This window comes from Mesorhizobium sp. P2_C7, from assembly GCF_056404515.1.
Map to the genome: position 1 here is coordinate 451434 of NZ_JBFUDW010000002.1, position 14275 is coordinate 465708.

13 protein-coding genes are annotated in these 14275 nt (G+C 62.8%); 2 read left to right on the forward strand and 11 right to left on the reverse strand.

Translation table 11 applies throughout. From position 1 onward, the window contains the following. Nucleotides 1-68: 68 nt before the first annotated feature. The 4 genes from AC1D2G_RS07105 to AC1D2G_RS07120 are packed head-to-tail and all read right to left on the reverse strand — an operon-like array spanning nt 69 to nt 4161. Nucleotides 69-1019 carry a glycosyltransferase family 2 protein gene (locus AC1D2G_RS07105; protein WP_477412902.1) on the reverse strand — a complete coding sequence of 317 codons (951 nt, stop codon included), beginning with the start codon at nt 1017-1019 and terminating at the stop codon, nt 69-71. Then, nucleotides 1009-1950: a glycosyltransferase family 2 protein gene (locus tag AC1D2G_RS07110; protein ID WP_477412904.1), complete on the reverse strand. Its 942-nt coding sequence runs from the start codon at nt 1948-1950 to the stop codon at nt 1009-1011. Before AC1D2G_RS07110 ends, AC1D2G_RS07105 begins: the two co-directional genes overlap by 11 nt. Further along, nucleotides 1950-2945 carry a glycosyltransferase family 2 protein gene (locus tag AC1D2G_RS07115; protein WP_477393605.1) on the reverse strand — a complete coding sequence of 332 codons (996 nt, stop codon included), beginning with the start codon at nt 2943-2945 and terminating at the stop codon, nt 1950-1952. The genes AC1D2G_RS07110 and AC1D2G_RS07115 overlap by 1 nt, the downstream gene beginning before the upstream one ends. A gap of 25 nt (nt 2946-2970) precedes the next feature. Next, nucleotides 2971-4161, reverse strand: coding sequence for a glycosyltransferase (locus AC1D2G_RS07120; RefSeq protein WP_477412906.1), 1191 nt, complete (start codon nt 4159-4161; stop codon nt 2971-2973). A 185-nt stretch (nt 4162-4346) separates the two neighbouring features. On the opposite strand from AC1D2G_RS07120, the gene AC1D2G_RS07125 reads away from it, so the two are divergent. Then, a complete protein-coding gene (locus AC1D2G_RS07125) occupies nt 4347-5843 on the forward strand; it encodes a lipopolysaccharide biosynthesis protein (protein WP_477412908.1) in 1497 nt (498 codons plus the stop codon). A gap of 59 nt (nt 5844-5902) precedes the next feature. Beyond that, the gene (locus AC1D2G_RS07130; protein WP_477412910.1) at nt 5903-6925 is read left to right on the forward strand and encodes a phosphoribosyltransferase; all 1023 of its coding nucleotides are present in this window, start codon (nt 5903-5905) and stop codon (nt 6923-6925) included. Between the two features lie 64 nt (nt 6926-6989). Here the strand turns inward: AC1D2G_RS07130 and AC1D2G_RS07135 are convergent, their stop codons facing one another. From AC1D2G_RS07135 to AC1D2G_RS07165, 7 genes are all read right to left on the reverse strand, one after another. Then, nucleotides 6990-8069, reverse strand: a complete 1080-nt coding sequence (locus AC1D2G_RS07135) for a glycosyltransferase (protein ID WP_477412912.1) — start codon at nt 8067-8069, stop codon at nt 6990-6992. 66 nt (nt 8070-8135) lie between these two features. Further along, nucleotides 8136-8585 (reverse strand): hypothetical protein, encoded by a 450-nt coding sequence (locus tag AC1D2G_RS07140; protein WP_095082836.1) that lies wholly within the window; start codon nt 8583-8585, stop codon nt 8136-8138. A 14-nt stretch (nt 8586-8599) separates the two neighbouring features. Next, entirely contained in the window at nt 8600-10042 is a 1443-nt protein-coding gene (locus tag AC1D2G_RS07145; protein ID WP_477225207.1) for a GMC oxidoreductase, read from the reverse strand. A gap of 67 nt (nt 10043-10109) precedes the next feature. Next, entirely contained in the window at nt 10110-11441 is a 1332-nt protein-coding gene (locus tag AC1D2G_RS07150; RefSeq protein ID WP_477412914.1) for a UDP-glucose dehydrogenase family protein, read from the reverse strand. A gap of 67 nt (nt 11442-11508) precedes the next feature. After that, complete coding sequence (gene exoK, locus AC1D2G_RS07155; protein ID WP_477412916.1) at nt 11509-12372, reverse strand: endo-1,3-1,4-beta-glycanase ExoK; 864 nt, start codon at nt 12370-12372, stop codon at nt 11509-11511. Nucleotides 12373-12523: 151 nt separating this feature from the next. Next, nucleotides 12524-12928 carry a hypothetical protein gene (locus AC1D2G_RS07160; RefSeq protein ID WP_477225205.1) on the reverse strand — a complete coding sequence of 135 codons (405 nt, stop codon included), beginning with the start codon at nt 12926-12928 and terminating at the stop codon, nt 12524-12526. A gap of 290 nt (nt 12929-13218) precedes the next feature. Then, nucleotides 13219-14241, reverse strand: a complete 1023-nt coding sequence (locus tag AC1D2G_RS07165) for a glycosyltransferase family 2 protein (RefSeq protein WP_457150010.1) — start codon at nt 14239-14241, stop codon at nt 13219-13221. Between the last annotated feature and the right edge of the window lie 34 nt (nt 14242-14275).

Sequence of the window (14275 nt, forward strand, 5' to 3'; positions counted from 1 at the left end):
TTCCTTCTGAGGAGATCGACTTCAGTCCATTCACAAGCCACGAAAAATCCCTTCATGTGCCTGCATCTTCACCTCCCCACCCCAACGGCTAACTGCGCCGCTACTCTTCGCAACCGCACGGCGATCGGCATGCCCATATGCCTGACCGCCGCCGGGTCGCTGAGCGCAGTCCGGATCGCCTTGAGCGGGGACCGCGCCTTGATGTGCTGAACCATAGACAGGAACGATGCGGCCTTGCGCAGGCTGCGGCTGCGCCGGGCGAACGCGACTTGCGCGGCCTCGTCCATCGAATGGGTTTGAGCGAACACGGCATCTGCCTTGCGCATCGCTTCGACGTGGTGAAGCTCGAGCACACGGGAGATGGAGCCGCTGCGAATATGATAGGCGTAGCCGATCGTCGGCTCGACCACGCATTTGCCGCCCTTGGCCAAGGCGTTGGCGAGCAAGATGTAATCTTCGCCGATGCTCAGTTTTTCATCATAGCGAAGCTCGTTTTCGTTCAGGAACGCGCGCTGGAAGATCGGCTTGAGGTAGCCGAGATTGAACTTCGATTCGAAAACGACGTTGCCGGCGATGTAGCTGGCCAGCGAGATTTCGCTCAAATCCTCCAGATAGCGCGTTGGAAACATCGCGTCCTCGACGACACCGTCCTCGCGAATGACCTGCAAATTGTCGACGGCGATCTCGGCGCCCGCCTTTTCGGCGCGGGCGATCATGGCCGCGATGCGGTCGGGAAAAACGGCGTCGTCGGAATCGAGAACCGCGATCCATCTGCCGCGGGCGACGTCGAGGCCGGCATTCCTGGCGCCGCCGGGGCCGCGATTGCTGGCCAGGGCGACGACGCGAACGATATCTTGCGGATAGGCCCGCGCCACGTCGAGCGTCGCGTCGCGCGACTTGTCGTCGACGACGATGATTTCGACGCTGACGTTTTTCTGCGCGATAGCGCTCGCGATCGCCCGGTCGAGGGTCGCCTCGGCGTTGTAGGCGGCGATGACAAAGCTGACGTCAGGCTGCACGCTTGCCCCCTTCCTGCGGCGAAGGCTGGCCGTAGAGGCGGATTTCGCGGATGCCGACAAGGCCGCTGACGACACCGACATGCATAATGCCGCGCAGCACGCTGCGGTTCCTTCGAACCGGGCTAATGACGACCGGAAGCGCAGAGGCGAAGCAATAGATGGCCTTTGCCGACGCCAAGCCGACCTGCTTGACCAGGCCGATGCCGCGCGCGTTGCGTCCCAGAAGATGCCCGTGCGTCTGTCCGACGCGGAAGCGGCGGCGGCCGAGCCAGTCGAACGCCGCCCTCGAGCGCGGCACCACCTCGTCGACCCAGGCGTCGGGCGAAAAGGCGATGCGGCCGCCCGCTTTGTGCATCTGGTCGAAGAACTCGGTGTCCTCACCGCCGGTCTGGCCGCGTGCCAAGCTGAAGCGGCGGCCACGCAGGCTGTCCGATCCCATGCGGAGCAGAACGTTGCAGGTGTAGCCGGTCTGGATCTCGCCGCGAACCCAGACGGGCAAGGTCGAATGGAAATCGCCGCGCTGCATCCAGTCCGGCGCATCCGCGCGATAACGCGCCCGGACCGGGCCGAGCACGGCGGCAGCTCCGCTCGCTTGCGCCACCGCGGCCAGTTCGGCGAGCCAGCGCGGCGTGGCCGTCTCGTCATCGTCGATGAAAGCGACGAAATCGGCTGTGCTGGCGTCGAGGCAAGCGTTGCGGGCGATCGAAATGTTGCGCGCCGGGCAATGCTGATAGCGGACCGGCACCGTCAATTCCCGCGACAGCGCCGTCACCAGGTCGCGGGCGGTCGGCGTGTCGTCGTTGTCGGCGACGATGATGCTGATATCGAACCCGGCCGGCATCTGCATGGCGTCGAGCGAGCGCAGCGTGTCGGCCAGTTCCGGCCGCCGGAACGTGCAGACGCCGATGTCGATGCTGAGCTGCTTGGCCATCACGCCACCCCGCGCCGCGACCCGAGGCCAAGAAGCTGCAGCCAGAAGCCGATCGACCAGCCAAGGTGCATGACCATCGCCGAGACGCCGGCCAGCGCGATGTCGGCATTGCGCTGGCGAATGGCCGTCCACAGGCCGTAACCCTGGCACACCGAGGCCCACAGGAGCAGCGGCACCGCCGCCAGCCAGTGCACGAATGAGAGCGCCGCCAGCAGCACGACCGGAAACACCAGGAGCGGCACCATCTGCCGGACCTTCGGGATGACGCGGTGCTTCAGCACATTCTTGGCGCGGCCGCGACCATAGCCGAGATACTGGAAATAGAGGCCGCTGAGCGAGGTACGCGGGTAGTAGATCATGTGCGTCTTGCCGCTCATCCAGATCTTGTAGCCGGCTTGCCTCAGCCTGTAGTCGAGCTCGGCATCCTCGTTGTGGCTGAACGTCTCGTCATAGCCGCCGACAGAACCGAACGCCGATATCCTGATCAGCGCGTGATGGCCGTGGTCGACCCACTCTCCCGCGGAACGGTGCCGGTGCTTGGAGCCGCCGGTGCCGAGCTTGGAATTCTGTGCAGCCGCGGCGGCCTTCTGCACGGTGCTGCTGCCGCTGGTCAGCATCGAAACGACAACCGAATCCGCTCCGGTGGCCAATGCCTCCTCGACCAGCCGGTCGCAATAGTCGTCGGGATAGCCGCCATGCGCATCGATGCGGATGAGATAGTCGGCTCCTTCGCCGAAGGTACCGACGGCGAGGTTTATCGCCGCGCTCTGGATGCGCCGTTCGTTGTGAAGCAGGATAACGCGCGGATCCTTGCTTGCGATGTCCTTGACGATAGCCAGCGTGCCGTCGGTGCTGCCGCCGTCGGCGACGATGATCCTGGCGCCAAGCCTTGCCGCGGCGGGGCGCAGTTGATCGAGCAGTACACCAATATGGGCCGCTTCGTTCAGGCACGGAATAACGATCAGGCTGGATGAAGTTTTTTTAGTCTGCGTCATCAGCCTCTGTCCATGTTCAGCCATCCTATGCCAACGCCTCGGCTGCAAACGAACCCGATACGGCGGTCAGGCCGCGCAGCCGCTCGACAAGCGCCCGGCAATCGCTGCGGTCGTAGCTCCAGGTCCTCGGGTTGCGGGCAAGAACATGCGCCTTCAACCCGGCGAAACGATGCTCATCCATCTTGCCAAGCGTCGCTTCGAGCGCCTCGGGCGAAGCCTCCGGCAAGAGAATGCCGATATCCTGTTTGCTGAGGAACCGCCCGGTTTCGGTGTCCCCCATCGAGATCGGCACCGCGCCGAAGCGGCAGCCTTCGTAGAGGCGGTTGGGCAGGAGCCATTCGGAGTTCTGTCCCGCTTCGAAGAAATCGATCGCCCAGGAAAAATGGACATCGCCATAGATCGACGCCATGTCCTCCGGGTTGCGATAGGGCCCGCCAAACGAGAGCCACGGCTCTGATTCGACGAAGGCATGGAAATCCGGGAATTCGGACAGAGCCGGACGGCCGCGCAGCACGATCTCGACGCGTCCCTCCATCCGGCGGGAGAAATCGGCCAGCAGTTCGAGCGAGCGGCGGCAGCGCAGCGCGCCGAACCAGCCGATTCGCCATGGCGGTCCGACGGGACTCTCAACCGCCTCAGGGCTAACGGGCGCTTCAGGGCTGCCGGGCAAAATCGCGGCTGCCTCGAAATACTTGTTCTCGACCAGTTCGATCGGCGCCGCGACCTGGCCGAACGGCTTGAAATAATTGGCGATGAAGGCAGGCGAACTGGTCACCAGCAGCTTCACGTCCCTGGCCAGGAAGCGTTCGACGGCGCGCAACGCCTTGCCCAGGACATCTTTGCGAAGCACAAGGCGATGAATGTCGAGGCACTCGTATACGATCGGAACCGATGCACCGAAGGCGGATCTGGCGCGACGGGCAAGCGCCAGCATTTCCAGATTGCGCGCGATGATGAGATTGGGCCTGGGCGTGTCGCCAAGCCTGGAGCCAATCGAGAACGCCGCCTTTGCGACCGCCGCGAGCCGCTGGCCGAATCGCCCGTCACGCGTCGCGCCAAGGTCGATCGGCCGCAATCCCTCGATATCCGCAATCGGATTTGTGGTGCGACGGAAGCCGGCCAACGTGACCTCGGCCCCACCTGCCCTGAGCATTATGATCCTCCGGCGCACGGCCGGATCGGAGACGTCGTGCACAAGGTACAAGACATGCAGCATGAAAACTCGACCGCTGTTGGCCCACCCAAGGAGAACCTAGTACAGCTCTTGCTGCATCGCAACATTTTTGGCGCGACGATCCACCTTTTCTGTTGCACTGCAAAATTATTGCCGTAGTTTGTCGTTGGCGGCGGTGGTGGATTTTTCGGGGTCGGAAATCCGCACAAAAGTCAGGAATCCTGAATTTGGAAGCCAATGCATTCGATCCGCCGGAAGGCTCCCTGCGCAAGTCCGTTGGGCGCGGCGCGGTTGTCACGGCCATGGCGCAATCGGTGCGCGTCGCGACACAGATCATATCCGTCATCGTGCTGTCGCGGCTTTTGTCGCCGCAGGATTTCGGCGTCGTGGCGATGTGCGCGCCGGTGCTGGCCTTCATCGCGCTGTTCCAGGATTTCGGCCTGACCCAGGCGACAATCCAGAAGAGCGGCATCCGGCATGAGGAAGTGAACTACCTCTTCTGGATCAATGTGGCCGTCAGCGCGATTCTGGCCTGCGTGCTCGCAGGTGCCGCCCCTCTGGTCGCCGCTTTCTACGGCGAGCCGCGCGTGGCCGGCCTGGTAGCGGCGTTCGGGCTGCAGATCATGGCCTATGGGCTGGGCGCGCAGCACCTGGCGCTTTTGACGCGGCGCATGCAGTTCGGCCGGCTGGCCGTCATCGACGTCGCCAGCGCCGTCGTGGGGCTCGCCGTATCGATCGCCTGGACTTTCATCGACCGCTCCTATTGGGCACTTTTTGCCGGTACGCTGACCGGTGCCGTGCTGCCGACGCTCTGCTACTGGGCAAGCTCGCGCTGGCGTCCCGGCCTGCCGCGCAAGGTCGCCGGAATCAGCGAATTGATCCATTTCGGCGCCGGCATCACCGGCTTCAACTTCGCCAATTTCTTTGCCCGCAACCTCGACAATGTGCTGATCGGCAAATACTGGGGCGAAGGCCAGCTCGGCCTTTATGACCGCGCCTACAAGCTACTTTTGTTTCCGCTGAGCCAGATCACCAATCCGTTGTCGAAGGTGATGGTTCCGGCGCTGTCCAGGCTGAAGGACGAGCCGGACCGCTACCGCAGCGCCTATCTGCGCGTCATGCCGCTGATCCTGCTGGTGGCGCTTCCCGGCGTCGCCTTCGCCACCGCGATGTCGGACGTGCTGATCCCCTTCGTGCTCGGCGAGCAATGGCGCGCGAGCGCCGACATTTTCCTGGCGCTCGGCTTTGCCGGGCTGCTGCAGCCGCTCAACAATCCGGCGGGATGGCTTTTCGTCAGCCAGGGCCGCTCGGGCGATTTCATGCGCTGGGGCATCATAACGGCCGTGACGTCGGTGCTGGCCTTCGCGCTCGGCCTGCCCTATGGCGCGCTGGGCGTGGCGATTGCCTATGCGATCAGCGAGTATCTGAGGACGCCGTTCCTGTGGCTGTATGTCGGCAAGAGCGGTCCGCTGCAGGCGCACCACGTGCTGCGTGCGGCAATGCCGTTCGTGCTTGGCGCCCATCTGGCGCTGGCCGCCATCTGGTTCATGAAGCCGGTGCTGCCGCAGCAGCATGTCATTGGCTTGGCCAGCGGCGCCGTTCTCGCCTATCTGATCACCATCGTCGTCGCGTTGGCATTCGCATCCGGCCGCGAAGCCCTGCGCGAGGCCTTGAAGATGCTGCCGGCAAGGCTGCCCGCAGCAGCACCACGCGAGGCGCAATAGTTTGCGCGACCTCGACCTCGACAGGTACGGACATTCACTCCAGGACCAGGTCTGACCCTATGCACTACCGATCGATTTCCGACATGAACGACGCCATTGTCAGGGGCCTGCACCGGCTGCCGCGCGACATCGACCTGGTCGTCGGCGTTCCCAGAAGCGGTGTTCTCGCGGCAACGCTGGTGAGCCTGGCGGCGAACATTCCGATGACCGATCTGGACAGCTTCCTGGCCGGGCGGATCTACACGTCGGGCATCACAAAGCGCCGGGCGGCACTCGACCGCAAGGTCTCCGAAATGCGCAAGGTGCTGGTGATCGACGACAGCGTCGCCGGCGGCAACGCCATGCGCGATGCACGCTCGCGCATCGAGACGGCTGGCATCAAGGCCGATTTCACCTTTGCCGCGGTGTTCGGCCTGCAGCCGCAGCATCAGGAGACCGATGTCGTCTTCGAGGTCGTGCCGCATCCGCGCATGTTCCAGTGGAATTTCATGCATCACAAATTCCTGGCGCAATGCTGCGTCGACATTGACGGCGTGCTGTGCCTCGATCCGACTGAAGCCGAAAACGACGATGGCCCGGCCTATGAGAAATTCCTCAGCGAGGCGCGGCCTCTGCATGTTGCGACCCACAAGATCGGCTGGCTGGTTACCAGCCGGCTGGAGAAATATCGCGCGCTGACCGAGGCATGGCTCGCCAAGCACGAGATCAAATACGACCAGCTGATCATGCTCGATCTGCCGAGCAAGGCGGAGCGGCAGCGGCTTGGCGCGCATGGCAGTTTCAAGGCCGATTTCTACCGCAAATCCGATGCCATCCTGTTCATCGAAAGCGAGCACGAGCAGGCGCTGAGGATCACCGAACTGTCCGGCAAGCCGGTGCTGTGCGTCGAAACGCATATGGTGAGTTTTCCCGACGCACTGTCGCTGCCGGCACTTGGCCAGGCGGCCCGCAACCTGCCGGCAAGGCTGCGGCAGATCAACTCGCAAGAGGGCCGCAAAAGCGCCGCCAAGACTCTTGCCCGCGCCCTGCTCGGTGCGCGCGGTTACGAGACGCTGAAGAGCCGGGTCAAACGCCCGGCCTGATCCGCACGACGCCACCAGGCTTGCCGCGAGTTGGTTCCTACGCGGCTGGCGCCGCGAGCCTGGGTTAAGCGGCTTGCCGCGCGCGCTGCTGTATCGCCCTGTCCACGATCGAGAAGAAGGTGATGAACTGGCGGTCGGGTTCCAGTTCCGGCCGCCCGGCGAAGCTGCGCGCGAGGCCCGAGACCCGGCCATATTCCTGGCTGTCGTTCCACAGCCGCCTGACGGCCGCGACCCAGTCGGCGAGCGGTGCATCGTAGTCGAGCACCACGCCACCTGAGCCGATCGCCTCGGGCAGGCCGCCACGCCGCGAGCCGACAACCGGGATTCCGCTGCAATGGGCTTCCGACGCGACGCGGCCCCAGGCCTCTTCCCATTTGCTGGGAGCAAGCAGGATCTTGGTGCGGCCGTAAACCGTCTTCATGTCGCTGGTGCGGTTCTCCAGCACGACATTGCCCAAAGGCGCGATCGTCTGTTCGATCCGCGCCCGATGATCGTCTTCCAGCTTCCAGCTTTCGACGAACAGGAACGGTATCTCGGGGCAGGCGCCGGCAATGCGCACCGCAAGCTCGAAACCCTTTTCCTCATAGGGATTGATCAGCGTGACAAACTGGCCCGTCGTCGGCGTGCTGTAATGCGCCGGATTGATGGTCGGCGGGATCACCGTCGCGTTGATGTCGAACTCGTTCTTGTAGGTGCGCGCGGTGAACTCGGAATTCGCGATGTATAGCGCGGAACGCAGTTCGCGCAGGTCGCCGCCCAGTTCATGGAATTCGACATTGCGGAGATAGACGACCAAAGGCACGCCCTCCGCCTGCAGCGCCTTGCCGATCGGAACCGATTTGTGACACTGGACGACGGCCACATCCGGCTTCAGCCTGTCGACGGCAAAGGCCGCCGCTTCCCAGGGAAACCAGGCCCGCACCACCGGATAGCCGGGATAGCTGTCGATGACCGCCGGTTGCCGCAACAGCTTCATCTTGGCGCGCGCCTTCAAGCCGAAGACACCATCGCCGAACAGGGCGGCGAGCACAGCGGCTTCATGGCCATGTTCGATCAACTGTTCGGCCAGATGGTGGGTGCTCGACTGAACGCCGCCGCTGAACTCGGGTGGATAGCCGCTGCCACCTGCAAAAAGGACTTTCATGGATCGGGCTCCTTGTCGCATATCGTATTTCGTTCCGAGGCAACCGGCGGCGCCTCGCTTTCGACGTCAGGCAAGCTTCGGCGGCTCCAGATTCGCGAACGGATTGGTACAGGATTGCCAGCCGGTAAACCGGATCGGGTCATTGGGCGAACTGCGCCATGCGTAGTCCGTCAGCATATGGAATTCGGCGATGACCCAGCGATCGAATTGGATCAGATCTTCCCGCTTTTCCTGGGGCAGAAGGCGGCGGACGGCGCCCAATTTGAGCTCCTCGACCAGGGTGACGGCGTCGCTAAGCTTGTCACTGGGAAATATCCACGGGTTCCGGTTGCGGAACTCCAGCACGAACTGCTGCAGATGCTCGATACGGATGTTGAGCCTGCCGAGGTATTTTTCGAGGGTGACGCGCACCAGGTCCTCATCGGAAAACGAGCTGACGGCGGCAAAGGCAACGCCCGTCGACACCACCCCACCGGCCACGATGGCCAAGGCCGAGCGTCTGGAAACTTCGATCATCCGATGCCCTCCTCTTACGCCATGCGGCTCGCCGCCCTCAGGGAGAGGGCCGCGGCGGTCAGGCTCGGGTTGGCGCAGGAACAGCTCGGATAGGTGCTGGTGCCGACGACAACCAGGTTTCTCAACTGGTGATGGATCATGTCGCTGTCGATGACCGAATCGGCCGGGCCGGTTCCCATCCTCAGCGTGCCCTGGACGTGCGATTCTGTTGGCCGGATGCCGCGATCGAATAGCTTTTCGACCGGCAGCGGAGCCAGAAGGTCAGGCAATTTCTCCAGCGCGCGGGCCATGCCCTTGACCGCGTAGTCCGACGGCGCCTTGAAGTTGACGAAGGCGTTGTCGTCTTCGTCGAGGGTGACGAAATTTTCGTGGTCGAGCAGGTTTTCGGTGACCACGACGAGCGGCAGCGCCTGGCGCAGCCGTCCCTTTTCGGCACGCATTCCGTGCTGCCAGCGGTTCTCGAAATAGACCAGTGCCGCCGCATGCTCCGATCTGTGCGGACCGTCATAGAGGCCGAAGTTCAGGCCGGTGGTGATGGTGCTGCCGTCGAAATTGTCGACACCGTCGAGATAGACCTCGAAGTTCCAGCCGTATGATTCGTGCAGGCCGCGGCCGACGAATTCGCCGCCCAGGCCGGACCGCAGCATGATCGCCGCGCTCTGGATGGCATTGGCACCGAGAATGAAAAGGTCGCCGCTGACCTGGTATTCCTTGCCGTCATGCATGAACGTGACCGAGCGGACCGTGCCGCCGACATGATCGAGCCGCCGTACCTCCGCACCGAGGCAAACCGAAATGTCGGGATGCTCGAAGACATGCATCAAGCCGTTGTTGACGGTGAATTTGGCGTCGACCGGACACAGCCAGCAGCGCAGGTTGGCACAGCATGAGGTGCGCTGCGCGGTCGGCACTCGCGCCCGCGCCGTCGGCATGACGAAATGCTGACCGGGCTGCGCCGCCTTCATCATCCGGTCCGGCGTCGACATGCGATGCGGCGGTTGCGGGAACGGCTTCGAGCGCGGCAGCATCGCCGCCATGTCGGGATCGCCGGAGATCGACATGATGTCTTCGGCGTCGCAGTAGAACGGTTCGACGTCGTCATAGCTGATCGGCCAGTCATTGCCGATGCCGTAGGTGCTTTTCAGCCTGAAGTCATTGGGATGGAACCTTGGCGTCTGCGCGAACCAGCAGTTCGTTCCACCCCCCAGTCCGATGGTGTAATTCCACGGCTTGTCAGAATTGGTCTTGTAGGTCGTCTCGTCGTCGATGTCGGTGTTGGCATTCTGCTGGAGCTGCCATTCATGGGTGTTGTGCCGGCCCCATTCGAGCACCAGGACGCGTGCCTTTCGGCGCTTGGCGAACTCGTGCAGGAAGAAGGCCGAGCCGAAGCCGGAACCGATCGCGACGAGATCGAAATGATCGCTGGTGATTTGCTCGGGCTTTACGTCCAGCACCATCAGCCACAACTCCTTGCCGCGCCGGGCGCACCCGCCGAATACCGCTTCCGGCTGTTCGCTCCCGGCCTCATGCCGCCATTCTGCCGATCGAGTGATATTCGATGCCGTGGCGGGCGATGACCTTGGGGTCATAGAGGTTGCGGCCATCGAAGATGATCGGCGTGGTCAGCGCATCCTTCATCGCGTCGAAGGACGGCGCGCGGAAACTCTTCCATTCGGTCGCGATCAGCAGCGCATCGGCGCCGCGCAGCGCGGCTTCCTTGGTGCCGCACAACAACAGGTTGTCGCGCAGCCCGTAGATGTGCTGGCATTCCTGCATCGCCTCGGGGTCATAGGCCTGCACTTTGGCGCCGGCGTTCCACAGCGCCTCCATCAGCGTGCGGGCGGGCGCCTCGCGCATGTCGTCGGTGTTGGGCTTGAAGGCCAGCCCCCACAGCGCAAAGGTCTTGCCCTTGAGATTGCCCTTGAAATAGCGGTTCACCTTGTCGAACAGGACGGATTTCTGCTCGTTGTTGCGTTCCTCGACAGCGCGCAGCAGCTTGGCGTCGAACTTGACGCCTTCGGCGGTCTTGATCAGCGCGCGCACATCCTTGGGGAAGCACGAGCCGCCATAACCAAGCCCCGGATAGATGAAGTGATAGCCGATGCGCGGGTCGCTGCCGATGCCCTTGCGGACCTCCTCGATGTCGGCGCCGAGCTGCTCGGCCAGGTTGGCCATCTCGTTCATGAAGCTGATCTTGGTCGCCAGCATGCAATTGGCGGCGTATTTGGTGAATTCGGCGCTGCGCACGTCCATCACGATCATCTTCTCGTGGTTGCGGTTGAAGGGAGCGTAGAGCTCGCGCATCACCGCTTCGGTGCCCTCGCTGTCGGTGCCGACGATGATGCGGTCGGGCTTCATGCAATCGGCAACCGCGGAACCTTCCTTGAGGAATTCCGGATTCGAAGCGACGTCGAAGGACAGGTCCTCGCGCCCTCTTTTCTTCAGCGTCTCGGCGACCCTGGCCTTCACCTTTTCGCAGGTGCCGACCGGCACGGTCGACTTGCCAACGATGATCTTGGGGGTGTCCATCTCACGGCCGATGGTCTCGGCGACCGCCAGCACATATTTGAGATCGGCCGAACCGTCCTCGCCTGGCGGCGTGCCGACCGCGATCATCTGGATTTCGCCGTGCCTGACCGCGGCCGCTGCGTCAGTGGTGAACTTGATGCGGCCAGCGGCATGGTTCTCCTTGACGAGGCTTTCGAGCCCCGGCTCGAAAATCGGAACGAACCCCTGGTTGAGCCGCTCGACCTTATTGGCGTCGATGTCGACGCACACCACCTGGTGCCCGACTTCGGCAAGCACCGCTGCCTGCACGAGACCGACATAGCCAATTCCAAAGACCGTCAAATTCATTCGATTTCATTCCCATGCAAGGCAGCGGACCGCTCTCGGCCCGGCCAGTTCAAATCGACTTTCCCAACTACTTTATGCTGCATGCCAGCGATTCTGGAAACTGACAGGGCTCGCCCAAGGCCGTGAACGCAACGCGATCGATCTGCAGCGTGAGCTTGCGGCCTGGATCGGCGAACGCTCCCATCCAACCGGTCATCTTGTCGCTGCCCCAAAGGCTGAAGAATATCTTCTGGGCATGCGTCGGCAATTTCGCCGGATCGGTGATCGTGTTGACCAGCTGGCCGTTGACATACCAACGCAAGCTATCTTTCTGCCAGACGAAGGCATAGTCGTTGAAGGCCTTGTCGGTGCCGCCCGCCACGTCGACCAGTTTCTCATTGTTGCCCTTGCCGGCGATGTAGGCGTTGACCTGCACCTTGGAGGTGTCCTTGGTCAGGACCTCGAAGTCGATCTCATCCCAGGGCTGCTTGTCGGACGGTCCGATATAGGAGAAGAAAGCCGCATTGAGACCGGAGCCGGTGTCGGTCTTTATCCGCGCCTCATAGGTGCCGTAACCGAAGCGCTGCTTGGTCTGGATCTCGCCGCAGGCGTAGTCGCGGTCCTTCAGCTTTTGCTTTTCGAAGCCTAGCGACAGCACGCCGTCGGACAGCGCGACCAGGCCTTTCGACCAGGTGCAATTTTGATGACTGCCGTTCGACCAGCCGTCGGAAACATACCAGCGTGCACGATCGAAGCTGGTGAAATCATCGACGAATGAAGGCGACGACTGAATGTCCTGGGCGAGAGCGGGAGCCGTCACCAAACTCCCAAGAGCGACGAGCAGCAACGCGCTGATCGCACTCAGCCGCTTGAGGCCGGCTTGCCTGGCCTGGCTTGTGAACGGCGTTCCGCCGGTTGCGATGGTGGACGTAGTCTTCGGATTCGAATTCATACCAAACTCACCTTTGTGCTGTGCATCCCCAACCCAAAGTCGACGTTCGAACCACTTCCTGAACGGGCCAACCTTGACCTCCTGCTTGACCCTCCCCTGACCTTGTCCTGCCTCGCATCAAATCTGTTGCAGCAATTGCGAACCTTCACTTTCAACCTCTGCCAGCGCCCGCCGGCCTGGTGTACTCGGCGGCAGCGGTGGCCGAATCGGACGCCGCATTCTCGTCGAAGACCGTATCCAGCGAATGACGGAGTTCTTTCATCATGCCGTTCTGGCGCGACAGCTCCGCGATGCGGCGTTCGCAATTCAGGATCGACTTCGTCAGTGCGCTGACTTCGGACGACCGACGGTCGGAGGTGGAGCCGTTCTCCATCGCTTCGACCAGGAAAGCGGCGTTGGTCGCCTTCGTCCGATAGCGATTCTCCAACCCGGCTCTCTCGGCCTCGATCTCGACCGCGATCTGCTCAAACAGCTTTGCCAGGCGATCAAGGCGTGAACCATCGGTCTGGCGGTCGCGGGCCGGATCCCTGGATCTGAAACCGAATATCGAAGCCATGAACTCAGATTCCTGTCATCGCCGGCCTATGGGCCGGGCTTCTGGCCGATCCCCGCAGCCGGGGCTCAAAAAACTCATACTGCTCTGTCCTGCTCCTGCGAGGGAGAGACATCAGACCAATCCGATCGGGGGCCAGTTCGGCTGGTCGTCCAATTTGCTGCACCGCAACATAGACTGCCATCGTCTGGGCCGCGAGGCAACCACCCAGTTCGTAAACTCATAAATCCGACCGAAATGGTTTGCGCGATGAGCTTGTCGCCGGCGGGGCGACCCGGACGAAACGGACAGTTTCACCGCTCCTTGCCGGTGCTGGTGCCGGCCATCAAAAAACGCAATGGCGGCACGTGCTTGTGCCTGGACACAAGGCCGACGCGGCGAAACAGCGCCTCGAGCTTGTCGGACGCCACGCCCTGGACGATGGGGACGAGGTTGGATTGGCTGGCGAATGCGTAGGCCGCTGCCGATGCCAGCCCGTGCTCGGCCTTGACGTCGAGGAAATTGCGCAGCCGGTATTTGTCGCGCACGTGCCGCTCGTGCCGTCTCAGCACCGCTTTCGAGCCTTCCGGCAGACTGTCGATCGCCAGCAGTGCCAGATCGGCATCGGCCAGACGCTTCAGGTCCTGCGTCTTGTGGCGGCCGCTGAGCGAATCGGCGCGGACGATGGCACCGTAGCCACACGAGCGGATGACCTTGAAGCGCGCCCCGCAGGCGACAGCGCGGGCATAGAGTTCATAGTCCTCGCCGAGCCGCAGGCTCTCGTCATAACGCAACCCATGGCGATCGAGGAAGGCGCGGCTGATCACCGGCTTGAGGAAGCCCAGTTCGCCCCTTTGCACGCGGCGCCTGGAAATATTGCCTTCGACGAAGCGCTCGAGATCGAGGAATTCCGGATCCGCGGCAAATTGCGGGGCGACGATTTTGGTCGCGTCGCCGGTTGCATCATCCCTGATGAGCATGATGTTGTCCGCCGCGAAATCCCAGTCGGCGACGGCAAACAGGTTGCGAAACCGGCCTTCGAGGAAAAAATCGTCGGCGTCGAGAATGCTGATGAACGGCGATCTCGAACTGGCGATCGCGGCATTGCGAGCGTAGGAGGGGCCGCGATTGACATCGAGGCGCATCACCGCAAGCCGGCCGCTGCCGTCGTCGGCGGATCGCGCGACGGCCGCGGTGTCGTCGGTGGACGCGTCGTCGACGACGACGACCTCCGCCACTTCCGGTTCGCGCAACGCGGACGCGATGGCGACGGCGATTGTCGCCGCCGCGTTCTTGGCCGCGATGATCACGCAGACCTGGGATTTCGTCATCGACATGGATTAGCCTCTCGTACAGGTGATATCGATTTGT